Source organism: Leucobacter sp. wl10, assembly GCF_003569785.1.
Lineage (GTDB): Bacteria > Actinomycetota > Actinomycetes > Actinomycetales > Microbacteriaceae > Leucobacter.
Window position 1 is genome coordinate 251046 of the sequence record NZ_KZ983987.1, and the last position, 16475, is coordinate 267520.

At 68.6% G+C, this 16475-nt stretch carries 15 protein-coding genes; 12 read left to right on the forward strand and 3 right to left on the reverse strand.

Translation table 11 applies throughout. The features are described from left to right. Window positions 1-12 precede the first annotated feature (12 nt). The 6 genes from D1J51_RS01195 to D1J51_RS01220 all read left to right on the forward strand — a co-directional run bounded on the left by D1J51_RS01195 (window position 13) and on the right by D1J51_RS01220 (window position 7567). A complete protein-coding gene (locus D1J51_RS01195) occupies window positions 13-309 on the forward strand; it encodes a sarcosine oxidase subunit delta (protein WP_119073339.1) in 297 nt (98 codons plus the stop codon). Continuing rightward, on the forward strand, window positions 306-3236 hold the full coding sequence (locus D1J51_RS01200) for a 2Fe-2S iron-sulfur cluster-binding protein (RefSeq protein WP_119073340.1): 2931 nt from the start codon (window positions 306-308) through the stop codon (window positions 3234-3236). The genes D1J51_RS01195 and D1J51_RS01200 overlap by 4 nt, the downstream gene beginning before the upstream one ends. Further along, window positions 3229-3885 (forward strand): sarcosine oxidase subunit gamma, encoded by a 657-nt coding sequence (locus tag D1J51_RS01205; RefSeq protein WP_119073341.1) that lies wholly within the window; start codon window positions 3229-3231, stop codon window positions 3883-3885. Before D1J51_RS01200 ends, D1J51_RS01205 begins: the two co-directional genes overlap by 8 nt. After that, on the forward strand, window positions 3885-5051 hold the full coding sequence (locus tag D1J51_RS01210; protein ID WP_119073342.1) for an L-serine ammonia-lyase: 1167 nt from the start codon (window positions 3885-3887) through the stop codon (window positions 5049-5051). Before D1J51_RS01205 ends, D1J51_RS01210 begins: the two co-directional genes overlap by 1 nt. A 30-nt stretch (window positions 5052-5081) precedes the next feature. After that, on the forward strand, window positions 5082-5936 hold the full coding sequence (gene purU, locus D1J51_RS01215) for a formyltetrahydrofolate deformylase (RefSeq protein ID WP_119073343.1): 855 nt from the start codon (window positions 5082-5084) through the stop codon (window positions 5934-5936). A gap of 137 nt (window positions 5937-6073) precedes the next feature. Continuing rightward, window positions 6074-7567: an aspartate ammonia-lyase gene (locus D1J51_RS01220; RefSeq protein ID WP_119073344.1), complete on the forward strand. Its 1494-nt coding sequence runs from the start codon at window positions 6074-6076 to the stop codon at window positions 7565-7567. Window positions 7568-7803: 236 nt separating this feature from the next. On the opposite strand, the gene D1J51_RS01225 is transcribed toward D1J51_RS01220, so the two are convergent. Together D1J51_RS01225 and D1J51_RS01230 are read right to left on the reverse strand one after the other, a co-directional pair. After that, complete coding sequence (locus D1J51_RS01225) at window positions 7804-9147, reverse strand: MFS transporter (protein WP_119073345.1); 1344 nt, start codon at window positions 9145-9147, stop codon at window positions 7804-7806. After that, entirely contained in the window at window positions 9147-9803 is a 657-nt protein-coding gene (locus D1J51_RS01230; protein ID WP_119073346.1) for a flavin reductase family protein, read from the reverse strand. The genes D1J51_RS01225 and D1J51_RS01230 overlap by 1 nt, the downstream gene beginning before the upstream one ends. Before the next feature lie 105 nt (window positions 9804-9908). On the opposite strand from D1J51_RS01230, the gene D1J51_RS01235 reads away from it, so the two are divergent. Then, a complete protein-coding gene (locus D1J51_RS01235) occupies window positions 9909-10568 on the forward strand; it encodes a GntR family transcriptional regulator (protein ID WP_119073347.1) in 660 nt (219 codons plus the stop codon). Between the two features lie 235 nt (window positions 10569-10803). Here D1J51_RS01235 and D1J51_RS01240 read toward each other — a convergent pair whose 3' ends face one another. After that, window positions 10804-11670 carry a fumarylacetoacetate hydrolase family protein gene (locus D1J51_RS01240; protein ID WP_119073348.1) on the reverse strand — a complete coding sequence of 289 codons (867 nt, stop codon included), beginning with the start codon at window positions 11668-11670 and terminating at the stop codon, window positions 10804-10806. A gap of 162 nt (window positions 11671-11832) precedes the next feature. On the opposite strand from D1J51_RS01240, the gene D1J51_RS01245 reads away from it, so the two are divergent. The 5 genes from D1J51_RS01245 (at window position 11833) to D1J51_RS01260 (ending at window position 16475) form a co-directional block, all read left to right on the forward strand. Continuing rightward, on the forward strand, window positions 11833-12204 hold the full coding sequence (locus D1J51_RS01245; RefSeq protein ID WP_119073349.1) for an FKBP-type peptidyl-prolyl cis-trans isomerase: 372 nt from the start codon (window positions 11833-11835) through the stop codon (window positions 12202-12204). A gap of 938 nt (window positions 12205-13142) precedes the next feature. Beyond that, on the forward strand, window positions 13143-13730 hold the full coding sequence (locus tag D1J51_RS01250; RefSeq protein WP_205547618.1) for a hypothetical protein: 588 nt from the start codon (window positions 13143-13145) through the stop codon (window positions 13728-13730). A gap of 74 nt (window positions 13731-13804) precedes the next feature. After that, a complete protein-coding gene (locus D1J51_RS17765; protein ID WP_162903600.1) occupies window positions 13805-14320 on the forward strand; it encodes a chymotrypsin family serine protease in 516 nt (171 codons plus the stop codon). A 118-nt stretch (window positions 14321-14438) separates the two neighbouring features. Next, window positions 14439-14924 (forward strand): hypothetical protein, encoded by a 486-nt coding sequence (locus D1J51_RS17770; RefSeq protein ID WP_162903601.1) that lies wholly within the window; start codon window positions 14439-14441, stop codon window positions 14922-14924. Window positions 14925-15005: 81 nt separating this feature from the next. After that, window positions 15006-16475, forward strand: a complete 1470-nt coding sequence (locus D1J51_RS01260; protein ID WP_119073549.1) for an NCS2 family permease — start codon at window positions 15006-15008, stop codon at window positions 16473-16475.

Genomic DNA, 16475 nt, shown 5'->3' on the forward strand with positions numbered 1-16475 from the left:
GGAATCAGCGTCATGCTGCTCATCGAATGCCCCAACTGCGGCCCGCGCGACGAGACCGAGTTCCACTACGGCGGCCAGGCGCACGTGCCGTATCCGCAGGATCCCCACGCCCTCAGCGATCGGGAGTGGGCCGAGTACCTCTTCTACCGCGACAACCCCAGAGGGCTCTTCTCGGAGCGCTGGAACCACGCGGTCGGGTGCCGCAAGTGGTTCAACGCCGTTCGAGACACCGTCACCTACGAGTTCACGGCCGTCTACCGCATGGGCGAGCCGCGTCCCGCCATCTCCGAGGAAGGGGACGCACGATGACCTCGGCACGTCTGGATCCCGATCGCGCGATCGGCCGCGGTATCGACCGCTCCCGGCAGATCGCCTTCACCGTCGACGGCGAGAGCTACCGCGGCTTCGCGGGCGACACCATCGCGAGCGCGCTGCTCGCGTCGGGGCGCGCGCACTGCGGCGCGTCGATGTACCTCGGAAGGCCCCGAGGCGTCTTCACGTCGGGCGTCGAAGAGCCCAACGCGCTCGTCACGGTGAGGCGCCGCTTCGCCGGAGACATCGACGAGTCGATGCTGCCCGCCACGGTCGTCGAGATCACCGACGGGCTCGAGGCCGAGTATCTCAGCGGACTCGGCGTGCTCGATCCCTCCGACGACGAGGCGCGGTACGAGCACAGGCACGTGCACGCCGACGTGCTGATCGTCGGAGCCGGCCCCGCAGGGCTCGCGGCGGCGCGCGAAGCCGCGAAGGGCGGCGCGCGCACGATCCTTGTCGACGAGCAGTCAACCCCCGGGGGATTCCTGCTGGGATCGCGCGGCGAGCAGGTCGACGGCCTCGACGCCGTCGCATGGGCGGCCGCGACGGTCGAGCGGTTGTCGGCCGCCGAGGAGTTCACCTACCTGCCGCGCACCACCGCGATCGGCAGCTACGACGCCAACTACGTGGTAGCGGTCGAGGACCGCACGGGCGCCCTGCTGGCGGATGCCGTCGACGGTGTCCCGCGTCGCGGGCAGCCGCGCCAGCGCGTATGGCACGTGCGCGCGGGCCGCGTGATCCTCGCCACCGGGGCGCACGAGCGGCCCATCGTCTTCGAGAACAACGACCGCCCCGGCATCCTGCTCACCGGCGCGGTGCGCGCCTACCTCAACCGCTACGGCGTGGCCGCCGGCTCGCGCGTGGTCGTGGCGACCACCAACGACGCGGCCTACGCGCTCGTCGACGACCTGTACGACGCGGGCATCGAGGGGACGGTGGTCGTCGATCGCCGCCCGCAGGCCTCCGAGCAGGCCGGCGCCACGCTCGCCCGGACCGGGGCGCGCGGGATATTCGGCGCGGCGGTGACGAGCACGGCGGGCGACGGAGCCGCGGGCCGGGTCAGCGCAGTGACCGTCTCGGCCCTTGACGACGGCGGCGGGCCGACCGGAGCGCCCGAGACCGTCGAGGCCGATCTGCTCGCCGTCTCGGGCGGGTTCACCCCGGTCGTGCAGCTGCACACTCAGCGCCAGGGGCGCGTCTCCTGGAACGACCGCATCGCGGGCTTCGTGCCGGCGGCGCCGGTCGAACGGCAGGCGATCGTGGGCGCCGCCACCGGCGAGTACGCACTCGGCACCGCCCTCGCGCAGGGCGCCAACGCGGGGCACGCCGTCGCGCAGCAGGCCGGCTTTCCCGCACCGCTCATGGTGCCGGAGAGCGCGGACGACGCCTATGCCGTCGACGAGGTGCGACCCCTGTGGCTGGTCCCGGGCCAGGTCGGCGCGCCGGGGGAGTGGCTGACCCACTTCGTCGACCTGCAGCGCGACCAGAGCGTCGCCGACGTGTTCCGGGCCACCGGAGCGGGAATGCGGAGCATCGAGCACGTCAAGCGCTACACCTCCATCTCGACGGCGAACGACCAGGGCAAGACGAGCGGCACGAACGCGATCGGCGTGATCGCGGCGGCGCTGAAGCAGCCCGACCTGTCGGCATTCGGCAGCACCTCGCACCGCGCTCCCTACACCCCCGTCGCCTTCTCGGCGCTCGCGGGGCGCCGGCGCGGCGAGCTCTTCGACCCCGCCCGGCTCACCTCGATGCATCCGTGGCACGTGGCCCACGGCGCCCTCTTCGAGGACGTGGGGCAGTGGAAGCGCCCCTGGTACTACCCGCAGAAGGGCGAGGACATGGAGGCGGCAGTGCTGCGCGAGTGCCGCGCGGTGCGCGAATCGGTGGGGTTCCAGGACGCCTCTACGCTGGGCAAGATCGAGGTGCGCGGCGCCGACGCGGGCGAGTTCCTCAACCGCATCTACACGAACGGCTTCGCCAAGCTGGCGGTCGGCAGCGCGCGGTACGGCGTGATGTGCAAGCCGGACGGCATGATCTTCGACGACGGCGTCACGCTCCGGCTCGCCGACGACCGCTACTTCATGACCACCACGACGGGCGGCGCGGCGCGCGTGCTCGAGTGGGTCGAGGAGTGGCATCAGACGGAGTGGCCCGAGCTCGACGTCGTCTTCACCTCGGTCACCGAGGAGTGGTCGACGGTGGCCGTCGTCGGCCCGAGGTCGCGCGACGTCGTCGCCGCACTCGCGCCGGAGCTCGACGTCTCGAACGAGGCGTTCCCATTCATGACCTACCGCGAGACCGCCCTCTCGAACGGCATCCCCGCCCGCATCTGCCGCATCTCGTTCTCGGGCGAGCTGGCCTTCGAGATCAACGTGCAGGCGTTCTACGGCCTGGCCGTGTGGGAGGCGGTGGCCGAGGCCGGAGCCGAGTTCGGCATCACGCCGTACGGCACGGAGACCATGCACGTGCTGCGCGCGGAGAAGGGCTTCATCATCGTGGGGCAGGACACCGACGGTACCGTGACGCCCCAGGACGCGGGCATGGGGTGGATCGTGTCGAAGCTCAAGGACTTCGTCGGCAAGCGCTCCTTCAGCCGGATCGACACCTCGCGCCCCGACCGCAAGCACCTCGTCGGGGTGCTCCCGGCCGACGGGTCCACGCTGCTGCCCGAGGGCACCCAGCTCGTCGCGGCCGGCACGTCGATCACCCCGGAGGCCGCCCCGGTTCCCATGATCGGGCATATCACCTCCTCCTACCGATCGGCGGCGCTCGGAAGGCCCTTCGGCCTGGCGCTCGTCGAGAACGGACGCAACCGCGTGGGGGAGATCGTCCAGGCGCCGCTCGGCGGCCGGCTCGTCGACGTCGAGATCACGTCCCCCGTTTTCTACGATCCCGAAGGGAGCCGTCGCGATGGCTGAGCACACCGCGGTCGAAGGCGCCGCCGACCTGGACCGGCTGCGGGTGTCGCCCGCGGCGCACCTCGCCTACGCGATGGGCGTCGCCTCGGGCGAGGATCCGGAGTCGGTCGCGCTCCGCGAGATCCCGTTCGCCGTGCAGCTGGGGCTGCGCGCCGTGCAGGGGAGTCCATCGGCGCAGGCCCTCGAGGCCGCGCTCGGCGCCCCCCTGCCGGGCAAGGCGGGCGAGGTGACGGGCGACGCCGATGCGCTGCACGTCATCTGGCTGAGTCCTGACGAGTTTCTCGCCGTCGACGTCTCCCGGCGCCAGCGTGCGGGCGACGCCGCCGGGGCGGAGGCGGCGCTCGACGGGTTGCCGGGGCAGGCGGTCGATCTCTCGGCCAACCGCACGATCCTGGAGCTCACGGGATCCCGGGTACGGGAGGTGCTCGAGAAAGGCTGCCGCGCCGACCTGCACCCGCGCGCCTTCGCCGCGGGGGCCGCCATCGCCACGCAGCTCGCCCAGGTGCCGCTCATCCTGCACCGCTCCGGCGCGCAGAGCTTCCGCCTCTATCCGCGGGCGTCGTTCGCCGACCACACGGTGCGCTGGCTCATCGATGCGATGACCGAGTTCACCGCGGCCGCACCGGGTGCGGGGACCGAGGCGGGCTGATGACGCTCAGCGTGCTCGACCTCTTCTCCATCGGCATCGGACCCTCCTCATCGCACACGGTGGGGCCGATGCGGGCGGCGAGGAGGTTCACCGCCGAGCTCGAGCGGCTCGGTCCGCTGGAGGCGGTCGGCCGCGTCGAGGCGGGCCTGTTCGGCTCCCTCGGCGCGACGGGCATCGGCCACGGCTCCGACGTCGCGGTGCTCGTGGGGCTGAGCGGCTTCGATCCCGAGACCGTCGATCCCGACGCCGCGCCCGGAATCATCGCCGCGATCCGGAGGGACGGGGAGTTGCGGCTGAGCGGCACCCGTCCCGTCCGCTTCGACTTCGACACCGACATCAGGCTCCAGGGGCGGAAGACGCTGCCGGGGCACCCCAACGGGATGACGCTGACCGCCTACGATCGCGCCGGCGGGCGGCTGCACTCGCGCGACTACTACTCCGTGGGCGGCGGATTCGTGGTCACGGCGGAGGAGCTCGGCAAGCCTTCGCGGCCCGACGGCGCGCACGATACGCTGCCGTTCGACGACGCGGAGGAGCAGTCGCGCGCCGGCGTCGATGCGGGCGGACTGCTCGCCATGGACTGGGTGAACCTCTACGCGCTCGCCGTCAACGAGGAGAACGCGTCGGGCGGGCGCGTGGTCACGGCCCCCACCAACGGTGCGGCGGGCATCATCCCCGCGGTGCTGCACTACTACACCCGGTTCATCGACGACGGCAGGGCCACCGACGCGCGAGTGGTCGAGTTCCTGCTGACGGCGGGGGCGATCGGATCGCTCATGAAGCGCAACGCCTCGATCTCGGGCGCCGAGCTGGGATGCCAGGCGGAGGTGGGATCGGCCTGTTCGATGGCGGCGGCGGGCCTCTGCGCGGTGCTGGGCGGAACGCCCGATCAGGTCGAGAATGCGGCGGAGATCGGCCTCGAGCACAATCTGGGACTCACGTGCGACCCGGTGGGCGGCCTCGTGCAGGTGCCCTGCATCGAGCGGAACGCGATCGCCTCGGTGAAAGCGATCAACGCCGCGCGCCTCGCACTGGCCGGCGACGGCTCGCACCGCGTGACCCTGGATCAGGCGATCGCCACGATGCGCCAGACGGGCCTCGACATGAAGACGAAGTACAAGGAGACCTCGCGCGGGGGCCTCGCCGTCAACGTCATCGAGTGCTGAACGCACCTCGACACCGATGGGAGAGCGAACATGAACCGGTACATCCTCACCTGGGAGTGCGGCGAGCGGCCCGGCATCGTGCACGCCATCACGGGAGCGCTGCTCGAGCGCTCGGGCGACATCAGGGAGCTCAAGCAGTTCGACGACGAGCACAGCCGCAGGATCTTCCTGCGCATCGAGTTCGTGCTCGATCCGGGCGGGGACGCGGAGGCGGAGCGGCTGCACGACGACCTCGAGACCCTCGCCGCCCAGCTCGAGGCCACCTGGCGGCTGCAGCGCAAGGGCGAGCAGCGCCGCGTGCTCGTGATGGTCTCGAGGTTCGAGCACTGCCTCAACGACCTGCTGTTCCGCTCCCGCATCGGCGAGCTGCCGATCGAGATCGCGGCGGTGGTGTCGAACCACCCCGACCACAGGCAGCTGGTCGAGTGGCACCGCATCCCCTTCTTCCGGGTCCCCGTGACGGCCGAGACCAAGCCCGAGGCGGAGCGGCAGCTGCTCGAGCTGGTGGAACGCTTCGAGGTCGATCTCGTCGTGCTGGCACGGTACATGCAGGTGCTCTCGGACGACCTCGCGCGCGAGCTGACGGGGCGCGCCATCAACATCCACCACTCGTTCCTGCCGTCCTTCAAGGGTGCGAAACCCTACCACCAGGCCTTCGAGCGCGGGGTGAAGACGGTTGGGGCGACCGCGCACTACGTCAACAGCGAGCTCGACGAGGGCCCGATCATCGCCCAGCAGGTCGTCGAGGTCGACCACTCCTTCGGCCCGGCCGAGCTGGCCGCGGCCGGCCGCGACGCCGAGTGCAAGGCGCTCTCGAACGCGGTCCGGTGGCACTGCGAGGGCCGGGTCTTCCTCAACGGCGGTCGCACGGTCGTGCTGCGCTGAACCCCTCAGCGGCGCCGTTTCGGAAGATTCTTCGGAACGACGCCGAAAGGCCGCGGATCGCCGCGCGAACGCGAGTAGGCTGGGTCTCGTTGTGCGGCGGGAGCCGCGATCCCCCGAGCCTGGAGCACAGATAACCGGTGAGTGACTTCCTGTCAGCGCAGACCCGCACCGAGACCGATTCGATCGGCAGCGTCGAGATCCCCGCGTCGGCGTACTGGGGGGTGCACACGGCGCGCGCCCACGAGAACTTCCCGATCGCGCGCCGGCCCATCTCCGTGTACCCCGACTTCATCCGCGCCTTCGCCTGCGTGAAGCAGGCCGCGGCCCGCGCCAACCTCGAGATCGGGGCGCTCGACGAGCAGCGCGCCACGCTCATCGACCGCGCGTGCGAGGAGATCAAGACCGGCATGCTGCACGACCAGTTCGTGGTCGGCGTCGTGCAGGGCGGTGCCGGCACATCGACCAACATGAACGCCAACGAGGTCATCACCAACCGGGCGCTCGAGCTCGCGGGGCACGAGAAGGGCGACTACGCCTTCATCAACCCCAACGACCACACCAACCGCAGCCAGTCGACGAACGACACCTACCCGACCGCGATCAAGATCGCCCTCGCGTTCTCGCTGGGCAGCCTGCTCGGGGAGCTCGCGCTGCTCGCCGACTCGTTCACGGCGAAGGGGCGCGAGTTCTCGCACATCATCAAGGTGGGGCGCACCCAGCTCCAGGACGCGGTGCCGATGACCCTCGGCCAGGAGTTCAACGCCTTCGCCGTGACGCTGCGCGAGGACATCGAGCGGCTGCGCGAGGCGGTGACGCTGCTGGGCGAGGTCAACATGGGAGCCACGGCCATCGGCACCGGGATCAACGCGCCGCGCGGCTACAAGGAGGCCGTGATCCGGCATCTGCGCGACATCACGGGCCTCGAGCTCGTGACCGCGGGCGACCTGGTCGAGTCGACGAGCGACACGGGCGTCTTCATCACGTTCTCCGGGGCGCTCAAGCGCAGCGCGCTCAAGCTCTCGAAGATCTCGAACGACCTGCGCCTGCTCTCCTCGGGTCCGCAGGCGGGCCTCGGCGAGATCAATCTCCCGGCGCGCCAGGCGGGATCCTCGATCATGCCGGGCAAGGTCAATCCCGTGATCCCCGAGGCCGTGTCGCAGGTGGCGTACTCGGTCGCGGGCGCCGACGTGACGGTGTCGATGGCGGTCGAGGCGGGGCAGCTGCAGCTCAACGCGTTCGAGCCGATCATCGCGCACTCCCTGTTCCAGTCGATCACGTGGCTCGATCGCGCGTGCCAGACGCTGCGCGTCAACTGCGTCGACGGCATCACCGCGAACGAGGACCGCCTCGCCGATACGGTGTCGCGCTCGGTGACGGTGATCACGGCGCTCGCCCCGGTGATCGGCTACGCCGCCGCGGCGAAGCTCGCCAAGGAGGCGCTCGCGACGAACGAGCGGGTCTCCGAGCTCGTGGTCTCGCGCGGCCTGCTCGACCAGGCGCAGCTCGACGACATCCTGCAGCCCTCGAAGCTGGCCGGCCTCGCCCCGGAGACGGGAGCCATCGACATCATCGAGGGCAGCGCCCCCGAGAAGCTCGAGGACGGCGAGGAGGTGCACCCGCCCGTCGGCTAGGTGCACCCGGTCGGGAGGCTCGTGACCGCCTGGCCGGGAGAAGGCTCCGTCTCCGGGCCGTGGCCTCGTCGGGAATGCGCCCCTCGGCCGAGACCGCGTGCCCGGGATCCCGTGGTGACCGACTCGATCGCGTGCATCGCGCAGCCCCCGGTGCATCAGCGCTCGAGGGAATGCGCAGCGGCCCCGACCCCGCGCCGAAACGCTGAGCCGGGGCCGGAGCCGTTCCCGGTGCTCGGCTACTCCGTCCGTGTGAGCGAGAGGTGTTTCGTCTCGGCCATCAACAGGCCCGTGAGGAGCGTGATCGCGGCGACGCCCGACAGGTACCAGGGGAACCAGCCGCCGTGCCCGGCCTGCACGAGGAGCTGGTTCACGTACGGGGCTGTGCCGCCGAACAGTGCGGTCGCGAGCGACAGGGGAGCCGCGACGCCGGTGGCGCGATACCGGGTGGGGAAGACCTCGGCCCACACCGCGCCGTTGACGCCGAAGAGCAGTGAGAGCGCGCCGAGCGCCAGCAGCATCGCGGTGAGCAGGCGCCCGAACGTGCCATCGACCAGCATGAACAGCGGCACGGTCGCGATGACGGCGATGACGCCGAAGGCGATCACGAGCGGCTTGCGGCCGATCCGGTCTCCCAGCCATCCGCTCACGAGCACGAGCCCGAGGAACACCGCCTGCGCGATGAGGCTCGCGGTGAGGGCGCTCGATTCGCTCTGCCCCAGGCCGATCTGCGCGAACGTCGGCATGTAGATCAGCCAGGTGTAGAACATGATCGAACCGCCGGCCGACAGGCCGAACACCACGAGGATGGAACGCCAGTACCGCCAGATGCCGCCGGACCGCGACGCGGCCGCCCGCGGTCCGTCCGCGCGTTCCCGAGGCGAGTCCGCGTCCTCGGGGGAGTGCGTGAACGCCTCGGTCTCGGGAAGGCGTCGTCGCAGGTAGAGCGCGTACAGTCCCAGGACGCCGCCGACGGCGAACGCGATGCGCCAACCCCACTCCGCCGTGCCCTCGGCGCCGAGGAGCAGGTTGAGGCCCAGCCCGGTGATGGTCGCGAGCATGGTGCCGAGCACCACGCTCACCCACGAGGAGCTGCCCCACAGTGCGCGGCGATGGGTCGGTGCGCGCTCGACCAGGTACGTCACCGAGGTGCCCATCTCACCGCCGTGCGCGAGGCCCTGCACGAGACGGGCGAAGACGAGGATGATCGAGGCGAACACGCCGACCTGTCCGTAGTCGGGCGAGACCGCGATGAGGAGGCTGCCGCCCGCGGTGAGCATCATCGCCACGGCCAGCGCGGTGCGCCGGCCGGCCCGGTCGGCGTATCGTCCGAAGACGATTCCGCCGAGCGGGCGGGTAATGAATCCGACCGCGAAGACCGCGAACGCGGAGAGCAGTGCGGAGGCCGGGTCATCGGCGGAGAAGAACCGCACCGCGAAGTGGTGGGCGAAGATCGAGTAGATCGTCCAGTCGTACCACTCGAGGGTGTTCCCGAAGTTCACCGCGATGAGATCGCGCACGCGGCCCCGCTGCGCGGTGGGAGAGGCCGATGCGCTGGCGGTGTTCGAAGCGCCGGCGGACATCACCCGGCCTGCCCTTCGAGGCCGAGCTGCGCGTCGCGATCCGAGCCGGGCACGCGCATCTCGAAGAGTTCGCGCACGACGGTGTAGTCGAAGTACCCCATGCGGGCGATCGGGCTGATGCTGAGGATGTCGATCCTGCCGTCGTCGGTGATCACCTCGTCGTCGACGTGAATCACGGCCACTTCGGCGAACACGACGTCGATGGTCCCGACGTTCGAGCGGCCGGGAATCGTGGTGGTGGAGTGATACCGGCACTCGAACTTGATCGGGCTCTCGGCGACCATCGGGACCGGGTGGCTTTCGGCGAGCACCTTCGTCACGTCGAGCGCATCGAACTCGCTCTCGTCGGGCCTCAGCGCCATCGCGCTCACGTTGACCTCGTTGCGCAGAGCGTAGGTCGCCATGTTGTAGACGAACCACCCCGTGCTCTCGGCATTGACCACCGTGTCCTTGCGCCGGCCGTCGGGGTAGCGGTTCGCGGAGAACATGACCATCGGGGTGTCGAAGGTCAGGTTCTGCCACTGGCTGTAGGGCGCGATGTTCTCCACGCCCTGATCGCTGATGCTCGAGAGCCATCCGATCGGGCGCGGAACGGTGGAGCTCTTGAATACCCCGTACGGCAGGGGGTTGGGTTCGAGTCCTGGGCGGTACTTCATGCTTCTCCTCCTCGAGAGTGTCACGCATCATCTATGCGTATCGATATATTATAAATATATTGACCATATATGCAATGCTCGCATAGAATCGGCGCGGAGGTGGCCATGGCGACGAAGGCTGAAGAGGCGTACGAGCTCCTGCTCGATCTGATCGAGGAGGGAGTGCTCGCCCCGGGCGATTTCCTCTCGGAGAGCTCGCTGATCGAGCGTCTGGATCTCGGACGGACGCCTCTGCGGGAGGCGCTGCAGCGGCTCAATCTCGAACGCATGATCGACATCGTGCCGGGGCGGGGGATCCAGATCGCCCCGAACTCGGTCGATGCGCAGCTGCAACGGCTCGAGCTCCGGCGCCCCATCGAGGCGCTCGCGTACTCGCTCGCCTGCAAGCGGGCCACGGTGGTCGAGCTCGAGGAGCTTGCGCAGCTCACCCGCGTGCTGAGCGAGGCCGAGCAGATCGGCCCGTACCGCTCCGCCCTCCGCGCCACCCAGAACGCGATCGTCGAGGCCGCCCACAACGACTACCTGAGTGTCTCGATGGCCCCGCTGCAGGGGCTGTCGCGGCGATTCTGGCTCACTCACCTGGCAGACGGGTCGTCGGAGATGCATCGTGGCAAGCAGCATCACCTGCGCGCGCTCGAGGCCGTGCTGCGGCGCGACATGCAGGCGGCGCAGCAGGCGTCCTGGGCTCTCAACGACTACCTCGTGGAGTTCTCGGTCGACGTGCTCCGGGAGCGCGCGATGCATGGCGCCGACATCGCCGAGTGAGCCGGACGGATCGAGTGCTCCCGACGACTCGAACGGATGGAGCGAGAAGAAACCCGTGATGCTGTTCCCGGCGCGCCGATCGCGCGGGCTATGAGCCCGGCGAAGGGATACGCGGGCCACGCTCGCCGGGACGGCGCGATCAAGATCGTCGACCGCAGCGCTCCCGAGAGGCTCGAAGACGGCGAAGAGCCCGGAGCCGCACAGGAGTAGCTCGACCCGACGCCCTTCGCGTGCGCTACGCCTCGACGCAGTGCGACGTGAGCGCGCCGATGCCCTCGATCGTCACGGTCACCTCGGTGCCGGGGAAGAGGTAGAGCGGCGGCTTGCGCGAGCGGCCCGCGCCGCCGGGCGATCCCGTGGAGATCACGGTGCCGGGCAGCAGGGTGAGCGACTGCGAGATCGATGCGATCAGCTGCGCGACCGTGCGGATCATGAATCCCGTGGTCGAGTCCTGCACGCGCAGCCCGTCGACGTCGGTGGTGATGGCGAGCGCCTGCGGGTCGGGGATCTGGTCGGCCGTGACGACGACGGGGCCGATGGGCGTGAAGCCGTCGAAGGACTTGCAGCGCGACCACTGCGGTTCCAGGAACTGGATGTTGCGGGCCGTCACGTCGTTGATCACGGTGTATCCGAAGACGTAGTCGAGGGCCTCCTCGGCGGAGACGTTCTTGGCCGGCTTGCCGATGATCACACCGAGCTCGCCCTCGTAGTCGACCTCCTCGCTGATCTCGGCCGTCAGCGGCACCTCGCCCTCGTGCGCCCCGAGCGAGTTGGGGAACAGCGAGAACAGCACCGGACCCGAATCGTTGTCGAGGCTGAGCTCGCTCGCGTGCTCGTCGTAGTTGAGGCCGACGGCCAGCACGATCGGAGCGCCGATGACGGCGGGGGCGTACTCCGCATCGCCGACGGGCGCCCAGGCGTCCTCGGGCAGCTCGTCCGCGGCCTCGCGCACGCGCTCCAGGGCTTCGGGGCCCGCGTCGACGAGCTGCTGCAGCGTGCCGTAGGAGGCGCCGAGCCGGCTGACGGGAGCGTAGCGGCCGTCAGCGACGACGACCAGCTCCGGGGCGGAGTCGGGGGAGAGGACCAGGTGCGCGAATCTCACACACTCAAGGGTATCCGACCCGTCGTCGAAGGTCCGTTTCGGGGGGATCCCTCCCGTGTCGGGCCCCAAACTTTGTGCGGAATGCGCTGGACACGCTCGGCGCGGATTCCCTCTGGGCGAACTCGGAGGTGTGGAGCTCTCGGGATCGGGAAGAATGGCCGCATGACTGAAACGCCGAAGACCAAGCCGGAGATCGAGTTTCCGGAGGGTCCCGCTCCCGCCGAACTGGAGATCGTGGACATCGTGGAGGGCAGAGGTGAGGAGGCGCTGTCGAGTTCGACCGTCGACGTGCATTACCTCGGTGTCGAGTACGATTCGGGCGAAGAGTTCGACTCGTCCTGGGGTCGCGGCGAATCGATCAACTTCCCGCTGCGTGCGCTGATCCAGGGCTGGCAGACCGGCATTCCCGGCATGCGGGTCGGCGGCCGTCGCAAGCTCGTCGTGCCGCCCGCGCAGGCCTACGGCACCTCCGGGGGCCATCCGCTCTCGGGCAAGACGCTCATCTTCGTCATCGACCTGCTCGCCGTGAACTGACCCGCCGGTTCCGCGGTTCCAGATGTGTCCTAGTACGTGATTCTGCCGGAGTCGGCATGGTGGAGGTGCGTCTCGATTTCGACTCTTCTCTGAGGATCGATGGCCGTTGATCCTCGATACCTCTGCCCGTCGCACGGGCTGACAACGGCCTCCGTTCGCAAGTGCACCTCGGGCGGTCGAGGGATCATGCCTCGGTATCGATGCGGGATCGCACGCGTGATCCGTCCGATGCGTTCGGGTCGCGGCAGACGGGGAGGCGCCCGTAGAATTCGCGATCGCCGGGGCGCATCAGCGTGCGACGGGCGCGAAAAGACCCTCTGCCCAGGGCGCGGCATCGCACGACGTTCTACCTGTTCCGCTCACGCGCGCTAGCAGAGGGGCTGGTCTCGGTGCTCGAGCCGAAGTCGAGGCGCCCACGAGTATCACCAACCCAGTTGGCCGGTGGTATCAATCAACAGGTACTTGACGCGTAGGGGGCTTGGGAACGGTCAGGGCCGGCCCGCGGGCCGACCGGCGTAAGCGCGAGAACCACCGCGATGCGTTACCCGCCCTTCTCTCTGTTGTCCTCCGGCGCGGGCAGCGGAGGCTCGATGACCGCCCCCTGATCGCCGGTGATCTACGACGAGGGATGGTGCTGCTTCACCATCTCTTTCCAGCACGGATCGTTGCGCGGGGCCCGACGAACGCTATCGACAGTTTTCCGCTGCAGTGGAGTGCCTACCCACTGCAGCCATACTGCTCTGCCATCTCGTCACCGCATCTTCGTGCTAGACGCCGCAGCTCTTTCGCGGGCAGAATACGTGGGGCCCGCTAGCTCATCGACATCGCCCAGTTGGGGTACTCATAATCCAGGTGCGAAAAGCCGTTCTTGACAAAGGGAGTATGAAGTGAAACAAAAGAGAGCGCGAGGTTCGTTGGTCGCCGCCACACTCGTTGCCGTGGCTTCACTGGTTTTGCTGCCGACCGTTGCCGTTGCCGCACCCGGCATCAGTAACGACGACGGGGAAGACGTGGATACAGTTCTGGCCCCTACAGTCAACGACGACCTCTTCGAGGCGTCGAGACAGCTCGAAGAAGCCGGCGTCCTCGGAGCGAGGTCTGAGTTCTCGTCCTTGATCGCTGATTCCAGAATCGCCGAAGACGGAGCGCTGGAACTCGTGTACTTTTCCGGCGATGCACGAGCTGCTGAAGCCTTGCGGGTCATCGACACCGTGAACAAGACTGCGCCCCTCGAGATCAGGGCCGTTCCCACCGAGTCCGATCCGAACCGCATGCACGACATCGCTCAGCGGTTGTCGCTGGGTTCCGAAGAGGATCTCAAGTTGCTCGGAGCTTCGAGTATCAGCGGGGTGCGCGCCGATGTAGAACGGGGTGTGCTGATTGTCGTCGTTCCCGGTCAGGAGGCCCCAGCGCCGGCCCAAGCGCCGAGCGTCGATGGATACCCCGTTGAATACGAAACCGGCTTTCCGCCCAACCGCAAAGTCGTGACTGGGATTGGGCACCCTGGAGCGGTGGAATCGCGCTGAGAAACACTTCCACGCTTGGCGTGCCGGACTGTACAGCCGGTTTCAACTGGTCGCGCCGGGCGGACGGTGAGCGTATGGGCAGCACGGCCGAGCACTGCTGCAGACCTGCAACCCAAACGTGGCGTTACAACCACGGCAACCCCGTAGGGCAACGCTGGTACGTCGGCACCGCGAGGGACGTCTTCCTGATGCGAAGCTACGGAACGGCAAATCAGTTCTCTCCGAACGTGTTCGTCGGAGGCACCACCACGAATACTCTCCGAACCGTAGTCGGCAATGTCGCAACGCCGCCGGTGGGCGGGGCTGTCGCATTGTCAGCTGCGCGGTCTGGGCTCAACACGGCGACGATCCTCTACAACGGGGACTACATAGGCGGCGTCGGACCGTTGACCGTCACGAACGGGCGGTTCTGCCGAGGCGGTGATTCAGGTGGTCCCTGGCTCGCCACCAACACTGCGGGAAATGTCATTGCATATGGCCAGCATTACGGCGCGTACACCGACCAAACGGGAACGATCATCTATAACTGCCTCTTCATGCCGGTTACGCCGATTAGTGCGACAATGCAGGCGACGATCATGACGGGCTAGATGATCACTCGAGGCGGGGTGAGAGCGGGTCGATCCGGTCTTGCTTAGCTTTTCCGAATCGAACATCGCGCCTCGGTCTACGCATCCGGAGAACCCGCATCACCGAAAGGGGGCGACCATGAACAGGAAGGCGTTCCTGGTCCCGTTCGTCGTTCCCGCTCTCATAACGGGATTGACGAGTTGCACGGCCACCGACGACTCCGCGAGCGAGCCCGAAACCGCCGCGCCGTCGACGCCTCCCGCAGAGACTGAGCCTGCGGAGAGGCTGACCGTGGTGTCTCAGCCCGGAGGGGGGATGAAAGCGATCACGTTCGATCCCGAATCCCTTCCAGCGCTTCAGGCCGTGTTCGAAGGAGCACTCTCCGTGGACGACGAAGGGTGCATAGCTCTCGAAACCGGAGAAGGCATCAGTCCGCTCGCCTTCTCGTCCTTCTCGTTCAAGGGCTTCGGCGCCACCGGCGAGATCCTTCTTGCAGAAGACGGTTTCGCGCTGGGAGACACGGTGTCGATCACCGGTGGCGGCATCTCGGTGGGAAGCGAGGAGCTCGCTGAGTGCGGCAACCCCTCGGGTGTCACTCAAGCAACCTCCGTCACTCGTCGTTGACGACGCCTCTCCCGTGCTGCGCATGGAGTCCCGCGCCGGGATGGTAGCGTTTCTGTGTTCAGCGAGCATCCGGGCGAGGGAATGGAGCAGCCGGTGGCAGAGGCGCGGCGGGAGAGCGGCCAGCAGGCGAGGAACGGGATCGACCGCTATTTCGGGATCACGGAGCGCGGGTCCACGTTCGCGACGGAGATCCGGGGCGGCCTCGTCACCTTCGTGACGATGGCGTACATCGTGATCCTCAACCCGATCATCCTCACGAGCGGGGTGGACGTCGAGGGCAACAGCCTCGCCTTCCCGGCGGTGAGCGCCGTCACCGCCCTGACCGCGGGCGTGATGACGATCCTCTTCGGCATCGTCTCGCGGTTGCCCTTCGGCTTCGCGGCGGGGCTCGGGATCAACGCGTTCCTCGCGTTCTCCGTCGTGGGGCAGGTGACCTGGCCCGAGGCCATGGCGCTCGTGGTCATCAACGGCGCACTGATCGTGCTGCTCGCCGCGACGGGCCTGCGCCGCATGATCTTCGACGCGGTGCCCGTGGAGCTGAAGCTCGCGATCACGGTGGGCATCGGGCTGTTCATCGCCTTCATCGGCTTCGTCAACGCGGGTTTCGTCACCTCGACCGGTCAGGGCTCGCCGCCGGTGGGCCTCGGCATCGGCGGCTCGGTCGTCACGATCCCAACCCTGATCTTCGTGATCACGCTCGTGCTCACGGGCGTGCTGGTCGCGGCAAAGGTGAAGGGCGGCCTGCTCATCGGACTCGTGTCCGGCACCGTCATCTCGGTGGTGGTCGAGGCGGTCGCGCAGCTCGGCCCGCGCACGGGCGCCGGCGGCGAGGTCGCCAACGCCGGCGGTTGGGGCCTCACCGTGCCCGAGCTCGGCAGCGCTCCGTTCGGTCTGCCCGATCTCAGCCTGATCGGGGCGGTCAGCTTCGATCTCGGCCGCGTCGGGGCGGTGACCATCGTGATGCTGGTGTTCACCCTGCTGTTCACCAACTTCTTCGACGCGATGGGCACGATGACCGGCCTGTCGCGCGAGGCGGGCCTGGCCGACGAGAGGGGCAATTTCCCGCGCCTGAAGTCGGCGCTGGTGGTCGAGGGCGTCGGCGCCATCGCGGGCGGCGTGACCTCGTCGTCGTCGAACACGGTGTTCATCGAGTCGGGCGCGGGTATCGGCGAGGGCGCCCGCACCGGCTTCGCCAACGTGATCACGGGCCTGATGTTCCTGCTGGCCATGTTCTTCACCCCGCTCACGCAGATCGTGCCGACGGAGGTCGCGGCAGCGGCGCTCGTCATAGTCGGCGCGCTGATGATGGCGCAGATCAAGAACATCGACCTCGGCGACTTCCGCGTGCTGCTGCCCGTCTTCCTGACGACCGCCGTGATGCCGATGACCTACTCGATCGCCAACGGCATCGGAGCCGGCTTCGTGTCGTGGGTGCTGGTGCACGCGCTCAGCGGCCGGGCGAGGGGCGTCCACTGGCTGCTGTGGGTGGTCGCCGCGGGCTTCGTGATCTACTTCGCGCGAGGGCCCGTCGAGGCGCTGTTCGGGGTGTGA

Coding starts and splice junctions, on each gene's coding strand:
- D1J51_RS01195 (WP_119073339.1), top strand. CDS start 13: ATGCTGCTCATCGAATGCCCCAACTGCGGCCCGCGCGACGAGACCGAG.
- D1J51_RS01200 (WP_119073340.1), top strand. CDS start 306: ATGACCTCGGCACGTCTGGATCCCGATCGCGCGATCGGCCGCGGTATC.
- D1J51_RS01205 (WP_119073341.1), top strand. CDS start 3,229: ATGGCTGAGCACACCGCGGTCGAAGGCGCCGCCGACCTGGACCGGCTG.
- D1J51_RS01210 (WP_119073342.1), top strand. CDS start 3,885: ATGACGCTCAGCGTGCTCGACCTCTTCTCCATCGGCATCGGACCCTCC.
- purU (WP_119073343.1), top strand. CDS start 5,082: ATGAACCGGTACATCCTCACCTGGGAGTGCGGCGAGCGGCCCGGCATC.
- D1J51_RS01225 (WP_119073345.1), bottom strand. CDS start 9,147: ATGTCCGCCGGCGCTTCGAACACCGCCAGCGCATCGGCCTCTCCCACC.
- D1J51_RS01230 (WP_119073346.1), bottom strand. CDS start 9,803: ATGAAGTACCGCCCAGGACTCGAACCCAACCCCCTGCCGTACGGGGTA.
- D1J51_RS01235 (WP_119073347.1), top strand. CDS start 9,909: ATGGCGACGAAGGCTGAAGAGGCGTACGAGCTCCTGCTCGATCTGATC.
- D1J51_RS01245 (WP_119073349.1), top strand. CDS start 11,833: ATGACTGAAACGCCGAAGACCAAGCCGGAGATCGAGTTTCCGGAGGGT.
- D1J51_RS17765 (WP_162903600.1), top strand. CDS start 13,805: ATGGGCAGCACGGCCGAGCACTGCTGCAGACCTGCAACCCAAACGTGG.
- D1J51_RS17770 (WP_162903601.1), top strand. CDS start 14,439: ATGAACAGGAAGGCGTTCCTGGTCCCGTTCGTCGTTCCCGCTCTCATA.
- D1J51_RS01260 (WP_119073549.1), top strand. CDS start 15,006: ATGGAGCAGCCGGTGGCAGAGGCGCGGCGGGAGAGCGGCCAGCAGGCG.